Source organism: Bradyrhizobium sp. Arg816 (assembly GCF_029989365.1).
In the GTDB taxonomy this organism is placed as follows: domain Bacteria; phylum Pseudomonadota; class Alphaproteobacteria; order Rhizobiales; family Xanthobacteraceae; genus Bradyrhizobium.
In genome coordinates this window covers 212619-230597 of sequence record NZ_JAPRAQ010000010.1, presented here as the reverse complement: position 1 = coordinate 230597, position 17979 = coordinate 212619, and the positions used below count along the sequence as shown (strand labels likewise).

14 protein-coding genes are annotated in these 17979 nt (G+C 63.2%); 6 read left to right on the top strand and 8 right to left on the bottom strand.

What is annotated here, in order from left to right; all coding sequences use genetic code 11:
* Positions 1-48: 48 nt before the first annotated feature.
* The 4 genes from OWC48_RS25090 to ndk form a co-directional block, all read right to left on the bottom strand.
* Positions 49-1194, bottom strand: coding sequence for a PepSY domain-containing protein (locus OWC48_RS25090; RefSeq protein ID WP_282522350.1), 1146 nt, complete (start codon positions 1192-1194; stop codon positions 49-51).
* Between the two features lie 24 nt (positions 1195-1218).
* Positions 1219-3264: a TonB-dependent siderophore receptor gene (locus OWC48_RS25085; RefSeq protein WP_282522349.1), complete on the bottom strand. Its 2046-nt coding sequence runs from the start codon at positions 3262-3264 to the stop codon at positions 1219-1221.
* Between the two features lie 634 nt (positions 3265-3898).
* Positions 3899-4759: a TerC family protein gene (locus OWC48_RS25080; protein WP_282522348.1), complete on the bottom strand. Its 861-nt coding sequence runs from the start codon at positions 4757-4759 to the stop codon at positions 3899-3901.
* Positions 4760-4800: 41 nt separating this feature from the next.
* Positions 4801-5223 (bottom strand): nucleoside-diphosphate kinase, encoded by a 423-nt coding sequence (gene ndk / locus OWC48_RS25075; RefSeq protein WP_027535388.1) that lies wholly within the window; start codon positions 5221-5223, stop codon positions 4801-4803.
* A 518-nt stretch (positions 5224-5741) separates the two neighbouring features.
* Between ndk and OWC48_RS25070 the strand changes: the two genes are divergently transcribed.
* The 5 genes from OWC48_RS25070 (at position 5742) to OWC48_RS25050 (ending at position 9719) form a co-directional block, all read left to right on the top strand.
* A complete protein-coding gene (locus tag OWC48_RS25070) occupies positions 5742-6383 on the top strand; it encodes a DUF5343 domain-containing protein (RefSeq protein ID WP_282522347.1) in 642 nt (213 codons plus the stop codon).
* A gap of 1 nt (position 6384) precedes the next feature.
* The gene (locus tag OWC48_RS25065) at positions 6385-6903 is read left to right on the top strand and encodes a DUF4145 domain-containing protein (RefSeq protein ID WP_282522346.1); all 519 of its coding nucleotides are present in this window, start codon (positions 6385-6387) and stop codon (positions 6901-6903) included.
* A gap of 252 nt (positions 6904-7155) precedes the next feature.
* Positions 7156-7410 carry a sulfur globule protein precursor gene (locus tag OWC48_RS25060; protein ID WP_282522345.1) on the top strand — a complete coding sequence of 85 codons (255 nt, stop codon included), beginning with the start codon at positions 7156-7158 and terminating at the stop codon, positions 7408-7410.
* 215 nt (positions 7411-7625) lie between these two features.
* Positions 7626-7799: a hypothetical protein gene (locus tag OWC48_RS25055; protein ID WP_282522344.1), complete on the top strand. Its 174-nt coding sequence runs from the start codon at positions 7626-7628 to the stop codon at positions 7797-7799.
* A gap of 57 nt (positions 7800-7856) precedes the next feature.
* Positions 7857-9719: an ABC-F family ATP-binding cassette domain-containing protein gene (locus tag OWC48_RS25050; RefSeq protein WP_282522343.1), complete on the top strand. Its 1863-nt coding sequence runs from the start codon at positions 7857-7859 to the stop codon at positions 9717-9719.
* 106 nt (positions 9720-9825) lie between these two features.
* Here the strand turns inward: OWC48_RS25050 and OWC48_RS25045 are convergent, their stop codons facing one another.
* The 3 genes from OWC48_RS25045 to OWC48_RS25035 are packed head-to-tail and all read right to left on the bottom strand — an operon-like array spanning position 9826 to position 16270.
* Entirely contained in the window at positions 9826-11274 is a 1449-nt protein-coding gene (locus OWC48_RS25045) for an HlyD family type I secretion periplasmic adaptor subunit (protein ID WP_282522342.1), read from the bottom strand.
* Positions 11261-13393, bottom strand: a complete 2133-nt coding sequence (locus OWC48_RS25040; RefSeq protein WP_282522341.1) for a type I secretion system permease/ATPase — start codon at positions 13391-13393, stop codon at positions 11261-11263. The genes OWC48_RS25045 and OWC48_RS25040 overlap by 14 nt, the downstream gene beginning before the upstream one ends.
* 27 nt (positions 13394-13420) lie before the next feature.
* Positions 13421-16270 (bottom strand): calcium-binding protein, encoded by a 2850-nt coding sequence (locus OWC48_RS25035; RefSeq protein ID WP_282522340.1) that lies wholly within the window; start codon positions 16268-16270, stop codon positions 13421-13423.
* 433 nt (positions 16271-16703) lie between these two features.
* On the opposite strand from OWC48_RS25035, the gene OWC48_RS25030 reads away from it, so the two are divergent.
* Positions 16704-17219, top strand: coding sequence for a GNAT family N-acetyltransferase (locus OWC48_RS25030; RefSeq protein ID WP_282522339.1), 516 nt, complete (start codon positions 16704-16706; stop codon positions 17217-17219).
* Between the two features lie 262 nt (positions 17220-17481).
* Here the strand turns inward: OWC48_RS25030 and OWC48_RS25025 are convergent, their stop codons facing one another.
* A complete protein-coding gene (locus tag OWC48_RS25025; RefSeq protein ID WP_282522338.1) occupies positions 17482-17970 on the bottom strand; it encodes a hypothetical protein in 489 nt (162 codons plus the stop codon).
* Positions 17971-17979: the final 9 nt, after the last annotated feature.

The window sequence follows — 17979 nt, the reverse complement described above, 5'->3', positions numbered from 1 at the left end:
CTAAAGCGCGATAACGATTCATTCCAATCTCATCGCGCTTTAGACCAGCTAGCCGGTCCTGATCCTCCCCGGACGTTTCTTGAGCCACATGATCCCGCCGCTGATGAACAGGGCGAGAGGTGCGAAGCCGGCTGCGAACACCAACAGGCGTCCGATCAGTCCGAACGCCGCACCGTTATGGATCCAGAGCTGTTCGGCCATATAGCGATCCCCCATCGACATCGCGGATGAAGTGCGATCGTGCACCACCGCGCCACTCCATGGATCGAGCCAGATCGCCCCCCGGGCACGTACCGCGGGATCAGCACCCGCGGCCCGGAACTGCACCCGCCACGTGTTGCGCGTTTCGGTCGGCGGGCTCAGCATGGCAACCGCCAGGCCCGGCTTAACCGCTTGCGCGTTCCGCATGATCGCATCGGGTGATAGCGGCGGTGTCCCCGTGGGGGGCGGCGCTTCGATCCGCGGCGACGGATCGGCCGTCGGTTGCGACACAAGGCCAACGATGGGACGCACCACGTCGGGAAAAATGATCCCGACGCCGGTCATCGAGATCGCCGTGAGCGCGAGCAGCGCCCAAAAGCCGGCCGTGCCGTGGACGTCGAAAACAAATCGAAGTAGCGAAACATCCCGGCGGACCGACACCGATCGCCAGAATCGACCCGGCCTCGGCCACCACAGGATGAGGCCTGACATGGCCAAGCCGAGCAGCATGAACCCGGCAACGCCGACCAGCTCTCTGCCCCACCACTCATAGAGCAGCAGCGTGTAGTGCAGACGATAAACCTTGAGGGAGAACGCGTTGATGTAGTCACGCCGCCCGAGCACCTTCCCGTTCGAAGGATCGACCATGGTCGTCCAACGATTCGGGTAATGGCCTGCCGCAGTTTCGTGCGCATGTATCACGACCCAGACCGGCCAGGTCCGATCTGGCGCCAGGATCGTGGCAATCGGCGCGGGATCCGCTGTCGCGGCGGCGCGCATCACCTCGCTCAGCGTAATCTTTCGTTCGCGACCGGCGGGAGTGTAAAGCGCCGGGTTCAGGGCGGCATCGATTTCCCGATAGAAGACGATGAAGCTACCCGTGAGGCCGATCAGCACCACGACGATGCCGCCGAGCAATCCGAGCCATCGATGAGCCCACAGAAGCCCGCGCCGTGCGCGTCCGGTGAGATTCGGGGCCGGCAACATCGCCATTGCGCGCGTCAAAGCCGACCCGCCTCAGAAATCCGTCGACATCGACAACAGCAGGGTTCGCGATGCACCCTGCGACAATGCGGAGAAGCTCGCCACGCCAGCCCAGTAATTGGTATCAAACACGTTCTGAACCAGGGCTCGCAGCGTCACCGGCCGGTTGTTGATCCGCGTGTTGTAGCGGGCACCCAGGTCGAGCCTCGTCCAGGCCGGAACGACCTGCGTGTTCGCTGCATCCAGATATTGGTGTCCCGTATAGATGGTGTTTGCGACCAGCGTCAGTCCGGGTGCGAACGGGGTGTCCCATTCGGCGGACAGGTTTGCCTGCACCTGAGGCACACCGATCGGCGTCTTGCCGAGATTGGTTGGCGTGCTTGTCTTTGTCAGCTCCGCATCGATCAACGTCACGCCGCCAAGGACTCGTAGGCCGGGCTGCACCTCTCCGAACAGGGTGAACTCCAGGCCGCGATTGCGCTGTTCGGCGTCGGCGCGGAAGACCTTGTCGACACCCAACTGTCCCGACGGCTTGGTGATTTGGAACACGCTGATCGTGGTGGCCAGCATTCCGAAGTCGACCTTGACGCCTGCCTCGTGCTGCTTGCTGAAGTAAGGCGCAAGAACTTCCCCCTGATTGCTCGCGGTCGTCGGTGCGATATCGCCTTTGCTGAGCCCTTCGATGTAGTTGGTGTACAACGAAACGTTGCTCCAGGGCTTGACGACGAGGCCGACCATCGGCGTGAGCGCCGTCTGGTCATAGGAGGACGTGACCGCTCCCGTGGTGGTGTTGAAGTTGTTGGACTTGACGCCCTGCTGGCGCACGCCGACGGTCAGCTGAAGACGTTCCTGAAAAACCGACAAAGTGTCAGCCAGCGCCAGGCCGCTCAATTCGGTATCCGAAAGCTTCGGAACAGCCGCGGGCGCAGCAACGAACTGCTCAGGACGGGCGATCGGCGCATAGATGTTGGACAGAACCGGCATCCCGGACACGGAGCCCCGTGAGGTCTGATCCGTGTAGTAGCTGCCCTGGAAACTCACTGCGTGACTGATCGCGCCGGTTTCAAACCGGGCGCGCACACCGGCGTCGGCGACATTCCTGTCGATATCGAATTTGAAGCGTCCCGGTGTCGACGTGGTGTTGCCGGCCGCGTTCAGGATCGTCGGCGTGCCGAACAAGCGATCGACCTGGGTCCTGCCGCCACCGCCGTCGGCGAACACCGTCACGGACTCCGTCACATCGTATTCGGCGCGCGCCAGCAGCGAGTTGTCATGAACCTTGGCCCATTCCCAGGCCTGCGTGACATTGCGCCTCCCGACCGGCGCGGTCGGGACAGCTACGCCCGTTGCGACCAGAAACGGTCTCGTGGGCGCGTCGAACTTTTCTTCCTGATCGATGAAGTCGAGCGAAGCTCTGAATTTCTCACCGCGATAATCGAACGCCGCGGCGCCGACATGCGCCTCCCGGTTCTGGTTGTCCAGCGGCGTGTCGCCATTGTGATAGCTGCCATTGACGCGGATTCCGAATTCGCGGTTCTCGCCGAACCGTCGGCTGACGTCGAGATGCGTGCCGAGCTGGGTGTTCGTCGCATAGTCGGTCGTAACCCGTGTGAGATCGACATCAGAGGCACGCTTCGGGACGATATTGATGGTGCCTCCGACGCTGCTGTTCGGGGCCATCCCGTAAAGCAGCGCGGTCGGGCCCTTGATGATCTCGATCCGTTCGACGTAGTCGGTGAAGACACGGTAGTTCGGTGCAACGCCATAGACACCGTTGAAGGCAATTTCTCCGACATTCCCCTCGCCGATCGGAAAGCCGCGGATGAAGAAGGAGTCGAGAATGCCGCCGGTCTGACCGGTGAACCGGACCGAAGGGTCGTTGCTGACGACGTCGGCTATCGTGCTGGCCTGCTGATCTTCGATCTTCTTCGCCGTGTAACTGGTGATATTGAACGGCGTGTCCATGAAATCCTTGTTGCCCAGCAAGCCGATCTGGCCGCCGCGGGCGACCTGCCCACCTGAGTAGGAGGGCGGGAGTGCGCCCGGCCTCGCGGCAGCGGGGTTCGCTTCCGCCTGCATCCTGGCCCGCTCATTCGCGGGCGCGCTTTGACGGCCCGCCCTTCGACTTGGATTCAAACGCGGGCGTGCACGCTGCTTCGGCACGTCGGCAGTGACGGTCACCGCCGGCAGGGCTGTCGCCGTCTCCGGTGCTGCACTTTGCGCGCTGGTGCGGTGAAGGAAGCCGTCGCCGAACAAGGCGATGGAGACCAGAGAGGCCGCGAAAGCCGTCGGTCTGGAGAACTTCGGATGTGATTTGACGGTAGCGGCAAGAATAGCAACAGGACGGCAGGTGGCTCTCGAAGACATCTCTCAACAGCTTCCGGTTTGACAGGAATAAATACCGGAGCGACCTGCCGCGGCAGAAGCCGCCGAGTCAATAAAAACGCCTTTATTTTCAGTAGTTTATAATAAGTCAAAGTCTAAATCGCGCTGAGGTTGAGAGCGCTGTGGGTCACTCCACGAAGTGCCGGACCGCACCGTGCGTGACCACCTGACGCGCCCGCCCGCCATGGGGCGGCAGTGCTCGCCGACGTGCGGAGCTATGATGACCGGTTCAGTGGGGACGGCGGGCGTCGCAACCTGTCGAAATGATCACGCGCAAAACCTCTCCCCGCCGGGAAGAGGCAAGCAAAACCAGATCATGCCGTAGAGATTACTCCGCCGAGGCCTTGGCGTGGCGCTCGGAGGATTCCAGCGCGGCCGCGCTCAGGCTGCGCCGGCGCCAGATGGAGCCGACGACCAGCACGACGACGACGCCGAGAGCTGCGCAGAGATATTCGCCGCCTCCGCCGCCATGGGTGAATTGCGGCGGAATGCGAAGTGCGCCGAGCATGCTGTCCAGCGAGGCACCGAGCGGGCCGTCGAACAGCGTGTGCAGCTTCGGTGCGATGCCGGGATCGGTCGCGATCACCTCGCCCGAGATCCAGCCGAGCAGCGCAGCACCCGCCCAGACCAGGACCGGCAGCTTTGCCAGCAGCGCCATGATCAGGGCCGCACCGGCAACGATCAGCGGCACGCTGATGGCGAGACCGAGGATCAGCAGCGGCACGCTGCCATTGGCGGCGGCGGCTACCGCAATGACGTTGTCGAGGCTCATGACGATGTCGGCGACGACGACGATCTGCACCGCCTGCCACAGATGCGAGGCGGACTCGACGCCCTCCTCGTCCTCGTTCTCCGGCACCAGGAGCTTCGCCGCGATCACGATCAGCGCGAGACCGCCGACGAGCTTAAGGTAAGGCAGCTCCATCAGGCTCGCAACGATGCCGGTGAAGATGATCCGCAGCAGCACGGCTGCGCCGGCGCCGAAGATCATGCCCCACAGCCGGTGCCGCGGCTTGAGGCCGCGGCAGGCGAGCGCAATCACCAGCGCGTTGTCGCCGGAGAGCAGGATGTTGATCCAGATGATCTTGCCGACCGCAATCCAGAAGGTCGGTTCGGCCATCTCGTTGCGAAACTGGGTGAAGAATGCCCCGATCGTAGCGGGATCGAAGATCTGCCAGAGCCAGTTCACAATACGTCCTTTCGCCCCGTCGACATTAACCTATCGGCTGATCAGCCGACGATCTCGTTGCCCGAGAAGAACTGCGCGATTTCGATCGCAGCGGTCTCCGGCGCATCCGAGCCGTGAGCGGAATTCTCGCCGATCGACTTTGCGTAGAGCTTGCGGATGGTGCCATCGGCGGCCTTGGACGGATCGGTCGCACCCATCGCGTCGCGGTACTTGGCAATGGCGCCCTCGGCTTCCAGCACCTGGACCACCACGGGGCCCGAGGTCATGAACTCGACGAGTTCGCCGAAGAAGGGGCGCGCCTTGTGGACGGCATAGAAGGTCTCGGCCTGTTCCTTGGTCATGCGGATGCGCTTCTGCGCGACGATGCGCAGGCCCGCCTTCTCGATCACGGCGTTGACCGCACCGGTCAGGTTACGCGCGGTCGCATCGGGCTTGATGATCGAGAAAGTGCGTTCGATGGCCATAATCTTGTCCTTGAGAAGAAAGCGGTGGTTTCCGAGTTGCCGGGCTTATATCGGCGCCATCGCCGGACGGCAAGCGACCGCAAGAACGGCCTCACAGGCGCTTCGCCGCAGGGCCCGCCCCGGGATTCCAGCATGGATTACAACAATTTCATGCAACAGAACCCAATCCTTAACCCAACGTATTATGCCGCCTATTGATCCCCTTATGAACCTTGGGGTCTGGCGTCAGTCCAGCCGCGTGCAGGGTAAGCAGAGCACGAGTGCCGATGCGCTGGAACCTACCCTCCGAGGGCTGGCTCGAGATACATGATGTCTGGCTGAGCTGATCGGGCAGCCCCGCGTGCCCAAAGCCAAGAGTAGGTGCCAATGCGCCAGAGACGGAACCCCGCCTAACTGCCTTCAGCCGTAGACCGACCGGACTGCGACTGCTGTTAATAATAGCGAAAAAACCCGCGCATTCCCTTGCAACTCACTGCAAGTTGCATTTTTCTTGCCGGGAACTTTGGGGAGTAGCGACGTTGCCTACCTATCCGTACACACTCGTCACCGGAAAGCTAAAAACTCTTCTTGGAAAGGTCCGATCATCCGGTATTCCACCCAAACTCTCAGCGGCACATCTTAAGACGCTAGGCTTCACATCCAGCAATGATGCCGGGATGATTGGCGTCCTCAAGTTCATCGGACTTACGGATGGGGCCGGCATCCCGACGCCACTTTGGAGTGAGTATCGGGGGCAGAACCACCGAGAAGTACTGGGAAAAGCGATCCGACAGGGTTACGCGGATCTTTTCGCGATCTATCCAGACGCAAATGCGCGAACGGTGACCGATCTAGCCCACGTCTTCAGTACAAGCTCGACGGCCGGCGAGAAGGTAGTGAACCAAACGGTGCAGACCTTTAAAGCTCTTGTTGAGGAAGCAGATTTTTCACGTCAGAGCGGTTTCGACGCCACGGTAGGTGCTCTGACGACAGGCCCGCTTCATGCCGCACCAGCAGCGGCGTCACCTGCCGCTGCGCACGGTTCGCCCAGCGCGAAACATCCCGCCGTGCATATTGACATTCAAATTCACATTTCGCCGGAGTCTTCGGCCGAGCAAATCGACAAGATGTTTGAGAGCATGGCCAAGCATTTGTACGGCGCGAACAACCCGGCGGGCTGAGTTGTCTAATTTTCTCCTGAACGCGCTGGCAGCCTCAAAGGCAATTCGGGACGATGTTGATCGAGAAATCGGGCCGCCCGAGGAAGGCGCGCAGGCTCAATCGCATCTAATTCTAATGACATCTCTAACAAGAGATACTCGAACGTACATCTCTCTGATCGCAAACCAAATCAACGGAAGCTTCGATAAAGGCTGGTACGATGCTTGCGCCGTCATGATCAGACGTTTGGTCGAAACGCTTCTGATCGAGACGTTTGAGAAGCATGGGGCGTCCGCAGAAATCAAAGGGCCAACGGGAGACTACGTGTTTCTCAAAGACCTGATCAACGCCACCCTTTCGACTGGCTCGTGGAGCCCGAGCAGAAATCTCAAAGCGGCGCTTCCGAGGCTCAAGGACATCGGAGACAAATCCGCTCACAATCGATTTTTCGTGGCTAAGCGCGGCGACATACAGCCGCTACTCGGCGACATCCGGGTCGTGGTGCAAGAGCTTCTCTATCAGAGCGGCTTAAAAACTTAATTCTGAGCGCCGGCAGTGCCGTCACGAAACGTTCGCCCAAAAAATGATTGCGAGACAACGGCTTAGGCTGAATTAAGTTTTCGCCCGTTTCACCCAGATGAACCCAATCTGAAACCCCCGTCAGGGTTCGGTTCAGCTTCGCCGGCGTAAGGTCGGGCCTATCGAAACCGAAAGCCCGATCATGAGGCGGACCGTTTCGGCGGCCTTTCATCGACGCGATAGCCCCGCGCCGGCAGTCTTTAGGAGATCACCATGTTGAGGAAAATTTCGCTTGCCGCTGTCGCCGCGGTTGCGCTGGGTGCCGCGCTGGCGCCGACCTCCGCCTCCGCTCACTGGCACGGCGGCTGGGGCTGGCACGGCGGCGGCGGTGGCTGGCATCACGGCTGGGGTGGACCGCGCTTCTATGCCGGCGGCCCCGTCTCCTACGGTTATGGCGGCTGCTACGTGCGCCGGCTGGTCCCGACCCCCTGGGGACCCCGCTGGCGGCTGATCAACCGCTGCTACTGAGCCCGACAGCACCTTTCTGAGGTACCTAAGCCCCCCAGGTACCTTCCAAGCGAAGCCCCGGCGTTCCCCTGCGCTGGGGCTTTGTATTTGGGCGGATGTTGCCCGGCCTCATGCAATTTTTACCAGAGTGCCGGGCAATCTCCGCGCGTGGCGAAACCATTTGGGGGCCAAGGACTTGGTACCGTGTCATCAATTTGAGAACACGGAACTCCACAATGGCTGGCCTTCTTGCCAATGACAGCGAACAGATCGACCGGCGCACCAGCCGCTCGATTTGCGATGCCGTGGGCGAACGGCTCCAGCAGAGCCTGCGCCCCGACCCGCGGCTCCCGACGCATCTCGAACAGCTCCTCGACGAGTTGAAGCAGCGCGATCGCGATTCGCACTGACGTGAGGCTCACGCAAAAACGGGTTGCGTTCGACGCGCCTTGCGGTGACAAGGCCGCATGCTTGCTATCACCGACCTCTCCATCCGCCTTGCCGGACGCCTTCTGATTGACCAGAGTTCCGTGCAGATCACGCCCGGCGCGCGCGTCGGCATGGTCGGGCGCAACGGCACCGGCAAGTCGACCCTGTTCAAAGTGATCCGCGGCGAGCTTTCGGCCGAGCACGGCACGGTCACCCTGCCGCCACGCTGGCGCGTCGGCAGCCTCGCGCAGGAAGCCCCGAACGGCCCCGAAAGCCTGATCTCCGTCGTGCTCAAGGCCGACCTCGAACGCGACGCGCTGCTGCACGAAGCGGAGAGCGCGACCGACCCGCACCGGATCGCCGAGATCCAGACCCGGCTGGTCGACATCGACGCCCATTCGGCGCCGAGCCGTGCGGCTGCGATCCTCTCCGGCCTCGGCTTCTCCGCCACCGACCAGCTTCGCCCCTGCGCCGAATTCTCCGGCGGCTGGCGCATGCGCGTCGCACTCGCAGCCACGCTGTTCGCCGCCCCTGACCTCCTGCTGCTCGACGAGCCCACCAACTATCTCGACCTCGAAGGCACGCTGTGGCTCGAGGATCACCTTGCGCATTATCCGCGCACGGTGATCGTGATCAGCCATGACCGCGACCTTCTGGAAAGCTCGGTCGACCAGATCCTGCATCTGGAGCGCGGCAAGCTCACGCTCTACAAGGGCACCTATTCCTCCTTCGAGGAGCAGCGCGCCGCGCGCGAGCTGCTCGATGCCAAGGCGGTCAAGCGCCAGGAGGCCGAACGCGCGCGCCTGCAGGCCTTCGTCGACCGCTTCAAGGCCAAGGCCTCGAAAGCGCGCCAGGCGCAGTCCCGCGTGAAAATGCTGGAGCGGCTGAAGCCGATCACGGCGCTGGTCACCGCGGACGTGCGCGAGATCAGCTTTCCCGCCCCTGAAAAAATCCTGTCGCCGCCGATCATCGCCGTCGACAACGCCGCGGTCGGCTACGATCCGGCAGCCCCGGTGCTGGGCCGCGTTACGCTGCGCATCGACAATGACGACCGCATCGCGCTGTTGGGTGCCAACGGCAACGGCAAATCGACACTTGTAAAACTGCTCGCCGGACGGCTGGCGCCGTTCTCGGGCAGGGTGACGCGCGCGGACAAGCTGTCGATCGCCTATTTCGCGCAGCACCAGCTCGACGAGCTCAACGAGGACGGCTCTGCCTACGACCACGTCCGCAAGCTGATGGGTGATGCGCCCGAAGCCAAGGTACGCGCCCGCGCCGGCGCGATCGGCTTTTCCGGCAAGGCGGCCGACACCAAGGTCGCCAAACTGTCCGGTGGCGAGAAAGCGCGGCTGCTGCTGGGCCTTGCGACCTTCTTCGGCCCGAACATGATCATCCTGGACGAGCCGACCAACCATCTCGACATCGACAGCCGCGCAGCACTTGCGGAAGCGATCAACGAATTCCCCGGCGCGGTCATCATGGTCTCGCACGATCGCTATCTGATCGAGGCCTGCGCCGACCGGCTCTGGATCGTCGCCGACCGCACCGTCACCAATTACGACGGCGACCTCGACGAGTACCGCCGCCTGGTGCTGTCGGCGCGCAACGGCGAGCCCGCCCCGCGCGAGCGTAGCGCCGCGAGCGAGAAGCCGCAGCGCCCAAGATCGGACAATCGCGGCTCGCTGAAGAAGCGCATCGCGGAAGCCGAGAGCGAGATCGCCCGCGTCAGCGAGATCATCACCAAGATCGACACCGCGCTCGCCCTGCCCGACATTTTTACGCGCGATCCCAAGCAGGCCGCGCAACTGTCGAAGGCGCGCGCCAACGCCGCCGACGCGCTGGCGCGTGCGGAGGAACAGTGGCTGGAGGCGAGCACGCAGTTCGACGAGGCGGCGGGCTAGACTCAAAATCTGAAAAACAACCCCATGCACAGTAGCGGGGCGGTTGCGGCCGGAGCGTCGGCGAGACCACTCAAGCCGTTGAAACGCCTGGCTTAATCGGCAAACATCAGCGTTCCCGCATGATCTCGTGCCGGTAGCGCTGCAATGGCGATAACAGGTAGCTCAAAATGGTGCGCGAGCCGGTCCTGATCTCCACCGTCACGGCCATGCCCGGCGACAGGGTGACGAGGCGATCGTCCACCTGCATTTGCGTGCGATCGAGCGAGATGCGTGCGCTGTAGCTCAGCTCCTGCCCGTTGGGCTCGCTGCTGTCGCGCTGCGTCCCGAGCGCGCGGTCGTTTCCCGGCGAACGGTCGCGGATAATGGCGTCCTGCGAGACGCTCAGCACCCGTCCCTCCAGCAGGCCGTAGCGGGTGAAGTTGAAGGTGTCGATCTTGACGGCGGCGCCCTGCCCGGCCTCGACGAAACCGATGTCGCGGTTGGAGATCATCGCCTCGACCTCGAGCCGCGTATCTGACGGCACGATCACCAGCAGCGATTGCGCGGGCGTGACCACGCCACCGACGGTGTGGACCGCAAGCTGCTGCACGACGCCGTCGACTGGCGACGTCAACCGCTGCAGCCGGGTCCGCTGCTGCGCCTTGATCAGATCGCGCGCGACGCCGTTGGCTTTCTGCACGCTCTTGGCGAGTTCGTCGGACAGGCTCTTGCGATACTCCGCCACGGCCTGGGTGCGGGTCTCCCGGATCGCGGCGACGGCCGCCTCGGCCTCCTTCAGATGGCTGCTCTGGACACGAAGCTCCTCCTGCTGCTCGATCAGAAGCTGAAGTGTCTCGTAGTATGTCAGTTTCGAGCCGATTTCCTTCTCCATCAGAATCTTGCGGATCTCGACGCGCTGCTGGGTGACCGGGAGCAACGCATCCAGCTTGTGGATCGTCGCCGCGATGGTCTGGTGCTCGGCCTCCTTCTGCGCCTCCTGGCGCGACAGCGCAGCCAATTTGGCGCGATGCTCGCCGACCTGACTTACGAGAAGCTGCCGCTGCGTCGCGACCAGTGCGGGGTCGGCGTCTCCTGGCACGACGAGATCGGCGAAGGCGCCTTCGCCGCTTGCGAGCGCAGCGCGGAGGCGCGCAACATTCAACCGTTCGGCCATGAGATCGTCCTGCAGGCGATCGCGCTCTGCGGCGTTCACGGTCGGATCGAGTTCGATCAGTACGTCGCCCGATTTGACCGCCTGCCCGTCCTGCACGTGGATGGCGCGCACCACCCCGGTCTCGAACGGCTGGACCACCTTGCTTCGCCCGCTCGACACCACCTTCCCGGTTGCGGACGCCACGATGTCGATCGTGCCCCATGCCGACCACGCGAGTGCCGCACAGACAAGCAGCATCAGGGCCATCGCGATGGCCCGGCCGATCGGTGACGGCGGTGCCTCGGCAATCTCCAGCGCCGCGGGCAGGAAGGCGATCTCTTCCGTGCGCCGCCCCTTCGCGTTCCGGAAGGGAACGACGGTCTGCTCCGGCCGCGGGGCCGGCACCGCGCTAGCCGACCTCATAGATTCCTCCCTGGAGACGATGCAGGGCCGCGTATCGGCCGCCGGTCTTGATCAACGCGTCATGCGTGCCGTCCTCGACCAGACGGCCGCGCTCCAGCGTGAAGATGCGATCGGCACCGCGAACGGTGGACAGACGATGCGCGATGATCAGGACGGTGCGGCCCCTGGCGATCTCCTTCATGTTCTCATGGATGATCCGCTCGCTTTCATAATCGAGCGCGCTGGTCGCTTCATCGAAGATCAGGATGCGGGGATTGGTCACCAATGCGCGGGCGATCGCGATGCGCTGGCGCTGCCCGCCCGAGAGCGTCGAGCCGCGCTCGCCGACGACAGTGTCGTAGCCTTCGGGAAGCTCCAGAATGAAATCATGCGCGCCCGCGAGTTTTGCCGCGTCCATGATGCGATCCATCGGCAGGGTCGGATCGGCCAGCGCGATGTTGTCGCGCACCGAGCGGTTGAACAGCATGTTGTCCTGGAGCACCACGCCGATCTGGCGGCGGAGCCAGGCCGGATCGGTCATTACCAGATCCATTCCGTCGATCAGCACGCGGCCGCCTTGAGGAACGTAGAGCCGCTGCACCAGCTTGGCGAACGTGCTCTTGCCCGAGCCCGAGGAGCCGACGATGCCGACGGTTTGCCCGGCCGGAACATCGAACGAGACGTCGTGCAGGATTTCCGGCCCATCGAGCCGGTAGCGGAACGACACGTGCTCGAACCGAATATTGCCCCGGATCGGCGGCAGCCCGGCGCGTGCGGCCGAATAAGCCGGCTCTGCGGCGCTGTTGAGGATGTCGCCAAGCCGCGCGATCGAGAGCCGCGCCTGATGAAAATCCTGCCAGACCTGCGCCAGCCGCAGCACCGGGGCCGAAACGCGCCCCGCAAAAATGTTGAAGGCCACGAGCTCGCCGACGGTCAATGCGTCGCCGATCACGAGGCGCGCACCGACATAGAGAATGGCGGCGGTCACGACCTTGCTGACGAACTGCACGAGCTGGCTTGCGGTGTTGCCGAGGCTGGTGACGCCGAAACTCGCCGAGACATAGCCGGCGAGCTGCTCTTCCCAGCGGCGCTGCATCTGCGGCTCGACCGCCATCGCCTTCAGCGTCTCGATGCCGCTGACGCTTTCGACCAGGAAGGCCTGGTTCTCGGCGCCGCGGCGGAATTTCTCGTCCAGCCTGCGGCGAAACAGCGGCGTCGCCACCGCCGAGATCGCGATGTAGAACGGGAACGATGCCAGCACGATGCAGCTCATCAGCGGCGAATAGGCGAACATCACCGCTAGGAATACTGACGTGAAGAACAGGTCGATGAGAAGCGTCAGCGACGATGAGGTGATGAAGTTGCGGATGTTCTCGAGCTCGCGAACCCGCGCCACGGAATCGCCGACGCGCCGCGCCTGAAACCAGGCCATCGGCAATGCCAGAAGGTGATGGAACAACCGCGCCCCAAGCTCGACGTCGATGCGGTTGGTGGTGTGCGCAAACAGATAATTGCGCAGGATACCCAGCACCGTGTCGAACAGGGAGACGACGACCAGGCCGATGACGAGCACGTCGAGCGTGGACAGCGAACGGTGCACCAGCACCTTGTCGATGACGACCTGGAAGAACAGCGGCGAGACCAGCGCGAAGAGCTGGAGGAAGAACGAGGCGGCGAGCACCTCGCCGAACAGCCGCCGGTATTTGCCGATCGCAGCGATGAACCAGGTGATATCGAAGTGACGCCCGAGGTCTGATAGCCCGGCGCGCCGGGCCATCAGGATCAGTCCGCCGTCCCAGATCGCGCACAGCTCGTCGCGCTCCATCAGCACCGGGCGCTGAGCCTGCGGCGATTGCACCAGCACCCTGTCGGCGGAGGCTTTTGCGATGACCATGAAGCTGCCGTCGCGCAGCATCGCGATCGCGGGCAGCGGGCTGCCCGACAGACGACTCCACTGCGTTCGATAGGTTCGTGCCTTGAGGCCGAGAGATTTGGCGCAGCGGATGATGTCCGCTGCGCCAAAGACAGCCGTTCCGGTCCGGTGCCTGAGCTGGTCGCGGTCGGCCGCAACACCCTGCAAATGCAGCAGGGTGAGCAGCGCGTCCAACCCCGTATCGGTCGAGACCGCGTTCATGATCATGGGCGTTCTCCGGGCCGGAGCCTCGCGTCAGGCGTGTTGCGGCGGTGCGAGGGTCTGGCTCTGCGCCGCGTGCGGGTCGGGCAACGGCATCTCGCCGTGACCGTCACCTGCCGGGATAAGGTTCGCCGCCATGGCCTGGTTGAGCAGCATCGCGGCCGCCATCGCCCCGCCCCCGTTGATGACGACGTTGTTGCCGGGGCCACCGTCGAGGACGTCCTGTCCGCCGCCGCCGATCAGCACGTCATCACCCGCGCCGCCCGCGAGCGTGTCGTTGCCTGGGCTGCCGATGAGGACGTCATCGCCATTGCCGCCATTGGCGACGAGCTGGATGCCGCCGTGCAGACCGGAGGCCGTGATGACGTCGTCGCCATCGAGCCCGTTGATCACGATCCTGTCGCCCGCGCCGGCATCGGTGATGTTGATGTCCTGGCCAAGCCCCGACACCGTGATGATGCCGTCGTGCTCGGTCACCGTGATGACGTCGCTGCCGCTGGTTCCGTTGACCGTCACCGTATCCGCGGCGCCGTCATTGGCGCCGAGGTCGAGGTTGACCTGATTCACGCCGGTCCCGGAGAGGTCGCCGATCGTGATGTTGTCGGCACCACCGAGGGCGTTGAAGTTGATATGCTCGACGCCGTTCAGGTCCATCGCGATGGCAGCAACATCGCGGGTGAACAGCACCCGGCCGCCATTGGCCGAGATGTTGATGTTCTCGTTGATGTTGGCGCCATTGAACAGCAGCGTATCGGTGCCCTTGCCGCCTTCGACAATGTCGCTGCCGTCGCCGGGATTCCAGACGAAGGTATCGTCGCCGGCGCCGAGATTGGCAACGTCGTTGCCACGGCCGCCGTTCACAATGTCATTGCCGGCACTGCCGGTGATGGTGTCGTTGCCGTCGCCGCCGTTGATGTTGAGGCTGAACGGCTGCCCCGCCTTGATGGACGAGGCATTGATGACGTCGTTACCGCCTCCGCCGTTGACGGTCAGGACATCACCGGCATCGGCGTGAGCGATGGTCACCTGCGCCGCAAGGCCGTTGACGACGATCGATCCGCCAGAGGTCGTGACCGAGATGTTGTCATCGCCTGCGGTGCCGTTCACGGTCACACGATCTGCCGCACCGTCACCACTCTGGCTGCCGGGGCCGGCACTGAGGTCGATCGCCACCTGCGTGACGCCGGTGCCGGAGAGATCGTTGACGGTGATGTTGTCGGCGCCGCCGGCGGCAGCGATCTGCACATGCTCGACGCCGTTGAGATCCATCGTGATGGCGCCGACGTCGCGGGTGAGAAGCGCGCGACCGCCATTCGCCGAGATCGACATGTTCTCGGCGACGTTGGAGCCGTTGAACACCAGCGTATCCGTTCCCGCGCCACCTTCGACGGTGTCGCTACCATCGCCGGGATTCCACGTGAAGATGTCGTCGCCTGCGCCGAGGAGAGCGACGTCGTTGCCGCGGCCACCGATGACCTTGTCGTTTCCGTCACCGCCGATCAGGGTGTCGGCGCCCTGACTGCCGGTGATGGTATCGTTGCCTGCGCCGCCATCGATGGTCAGCCCAATCGCCGCAGCAAGTAGCGATGCATCGATCACGTCGTTGCCGCCGAGCGCCTGGATCACCAGCCGGTCGTTGGCAGCCTCTGCATTCGCGATCGTCACGACTTCAGGCAGGCCCGTCACCGTCACGGTCGTCCCGTCGGACGTGACCTCGATGTGCTGGCCAGCGTTGGTACCGTTGACGGTCACCGTGTCTGCCGCACCGTCGCCTTGCGTGCCGCCGGGAACGGCTCCGAGATCGACCAGCACCTGCTTGACGCCGGTGCCGGTGAGATCGCCGACGGTGATGTTGTCGGCGCCGCCGCGTGCATCGAATTCGATCTGCTCGATGCTGTTGAGGTCCATCGTGATGTTGGCGACGTCGCGGGTGAAGCGCACCCGGCCGCCATTGGCCGAGATGTCGATGGTCTCGTTGATGTTGGCGCCGTTGAACAGCAGCTTGTTGTTGCCCGATCCGCCTTCGACCGTGTCGCTGCCGTCGCCGGGATTCCAGATGAAGGTGTCGTCGCCCGTTCCTAGTTGCGCGACGTCGTTGCCGCGTCCGCCATTGACGATGTCGTCGCCGCTGCCGCCGATCAGGAGATCGTTGCCGTCGCCGCCGGTGATCCTGTCGTTGCCGGCGCCGCCGTCGAGCGTCAGCGAGATCAGGCTGGCGAGTCCATTGCTTGCGGTGATGACGTCGTCGCCGCCGCCGGCGTGCAGCACCAGATTCTCCGTCGTGCCGATGTCGAGCGAAAATGGCGCGGCGCCCGTCCCGTCGAATCGCACGCGCGTGCCGTCCGCCGTGATCGTGAACGTCTCCGGGTCATTGCTTCCGTTCACCTGCGCAGTGTCGTTGCCGTCACCGCCCTCGAACAGGTTGGTGCCGCCCCCCGGATTCCAGATCATGAGGTCGTTGCCGGCTTCGCCGAACAACTGGTTGTCGCCGCTGCCGCCGTCCAGCGTGTCGTTCCCCGCGCCGCCGAACAGCAGATCGTTGCCGCCGCCACCCTTGATCGTATCGTCGCCGGCCTGCCCAAACAGCAAATCGGCACCTGATCCGCCCGTGATCCTGTCATTGCCGTCGCCGCCGAAAATGTGCACCGCGGGCATCGGGCCGTTGGATTCGTTGACGGTGATCGTGTCGTCGCCGCCCAGACCGAAGACGTCGATCTCGTTGGTGTTGGCCACAGTGGGATCGCCACCGATCGTCTTCACCTGCCCGTTATTGATGAGTATGCGGCCCGACTTGTCGCGTGTGATCACGACGCCGTTATTGGCGCTGTCGCCGAAAATGGTGAGCTGGCCCGTAACCGGGGAGAAAACAGAGGTAGTAGACATCCAAATATTCCTTCGATCGATCCAGTCCCTCCCCTCGATGCGTAGCAGTGGTGCGGATGTCTTTCTTGAAGCGCTGCTTTAGACGCGCGTGATTATTCTGGAGATTTCCTCCAGTTTTCCTCCGGGCTGGTTTCGACAGCGGATGCAAATGCTCTCACATCACGAATTGCCGATCACGTATAACGGCAGCGTGACTTTCGAAGGCGCGCGCGAATGCCGCCAACACATTGATGCGCGCGGAGAAGCTATAGCTCGAAGTGAGGACGCGTTAGTTTGATGAGATGGCGAATTGAGATCGTTGCTCTCATGCCCGAACGCGGCGCAGCACGATCCTGATGCGCTGCTGGCAGCGACTTGCCAATTGCTAAACGGCCGCAATCCATCTATTTTAAGTTGCTATTTATACAGCGCCCACTGATCGTAGGGGCTGCCAGTGGCCATCACCGTTCGACCGATGACTCTGCAGGAAACTGCACTGATCATCGAGTATTTCCACGCAGCGACGCCAGAGCACTTGGAAATGCTCGGGGTCGACCCAACACGACTACCACCGGCAATACAATGGCAGCGACTTTATGAGCAAATGTTCGACCGGCCTGTCGAGCAAAGAAACAGCTTTTTAGTAAGCTGGCTCTCCGACGATAGGTTCTTGGGGTTCTCGACCGCTGACAAGATCCGGATTGGCCAGCACGCAAGTATGCATTTGCACATCACGGATCCCTCGCTGCGTAAGCAGGGGATTGGCGTAGAGTGTGTCCGAAAGACCGTCGAACTCTACTTCCAGGTTCTCGAGTTGAAGCAACTCTTCTGTGAACCCAATGCGTTCAATGTGGCTCCGAACCGCACGCTCCAAAAGGCGGGTTTCACGTACGTTAAGACGCATATGACCGTTCCGGGCCCTCTTAACTTCCACCAAGCGGTAAACCGTTGGATGATCGATAGAGGTTGATGGATCGCCGTCGCGACGAATTTATGAGTACGCAAACCTGGATCGTTGCTCTCGTGCCCGGACGTAGCGCAGCACGATAGTGGTGCGCTACTGAGCCGGGGGCCCATGACCGAGAGAGACTGGATCGAGAGAGACCAGGTCTCGGCTCGGCGCAGCAGCGCATAATGCGTGGAAGACGCGCGTGAACGCGCTGATGGCGCGTCGAAGACGCGCGTGAACGCGCTGGTGGCGCTGCAGCGCGTCCGGGGCACGAGAGTTCGCCTTACGCCGACTTCTTCTTCGGCTTCGGCTTGGTCGCCTTCGGCATGACAGGCGCTTCCGGCGTGCCCTCGATCGAGGACAGGCGGCCGGACGTGAAGGTGTAGATGCCCGCGCGCGGACCGGTGCTCCAGGTGACCACGGCAACGCGCCGGCCGGCGGCATCACTGGAGAGATTGACGGTCGAGGGCGCGCCGATGCCGCGCACCACGTCGCATTCGGTGTGACCGAGCGCGACCGTGCCGCCCATGGGCGCCGGCGCCGTCGTCGAAGCATTGGCGTCAGCCGGCCCGGGGGGCGGCGTCATGCCGGGACAGGCGCCGTCGGCGCTGACCAGATCCCCGGCCGTCACGGGCTTGTCGGGGGTCAACGGCGGCGATTCGATTGAGATGCTCTTGATGAACAGGCGGCTCGGCGTGTTGAACCACTGGGCATCCTTGGACAACAGATCGGTCCCCGAGCAGCCCGCGAGCAGCGGTGCTACGGCAGCCAACGCAACTAT

Coding starts and splice junctions, on each gene's coding strand:
- OWC48_RS25060 (WP_282522345.1), top strand. CDS start 7,156: ATGTTGAGGAAAATTTCGCTTGCCGCTGTCGCCGCGGTTGCGCTGGGT.
- OWC48_RS25035 (WP_282522340.1), bottom strand. CDS start 16,270: ATGTCTACTACCTCTGTTTTCTCCCCGGTTACGGGCCAGCTCACCATT.
- OWC48_RS25090 (WP_282522350.1), bottom strand. CDS start 1,194: ATGGCGATGTTGCCGGCCCCGAATCTCACCGGACGCGCACGGCGCGGG.
- ndk (WP_027535388.1), bottom strand. CDS start 5,223: ATGGCCATCGAACGCACTTTCTCGATCATCAAGCCCGATGCGACCGCG.
- OWC48_RS25040 (WP_282522341.1), bottom strand. CDS start 13,393: ATGATCATGAACGCGGTCTCGACCGATACGGGGTTGGACGCGCTGCTC.
- OWC48_RS25085 (WP_282522349.1), bottom strand. CDS start 3,264: ATGCAGGCGGAAGCGAACCCCGCTGCCGCGAGGCCGGGCGCACTCCCG.
- OWC48_RS25045 (WP_282522342.1), bottom strand. CDS start 11,274: ATGAGGTCGGCTAGCGCGGTGCCGGCCCCGCGGCCGGAGCAGACCGTC.
- OWC48_RS25055 (WP_282522344.1), top strand. CDS start 7,626: ATGGCTGGCCTTCTTGCCAATGACAGCGAACAGATCGACCGGCGCACC.
- OWC48_RS25050 (WP_282522343.1), top strand. CDS start 7,857: ATGCTTGCTATCACCGACCTCTCCATCCGCCTTGCCGGACGCCTTCTG.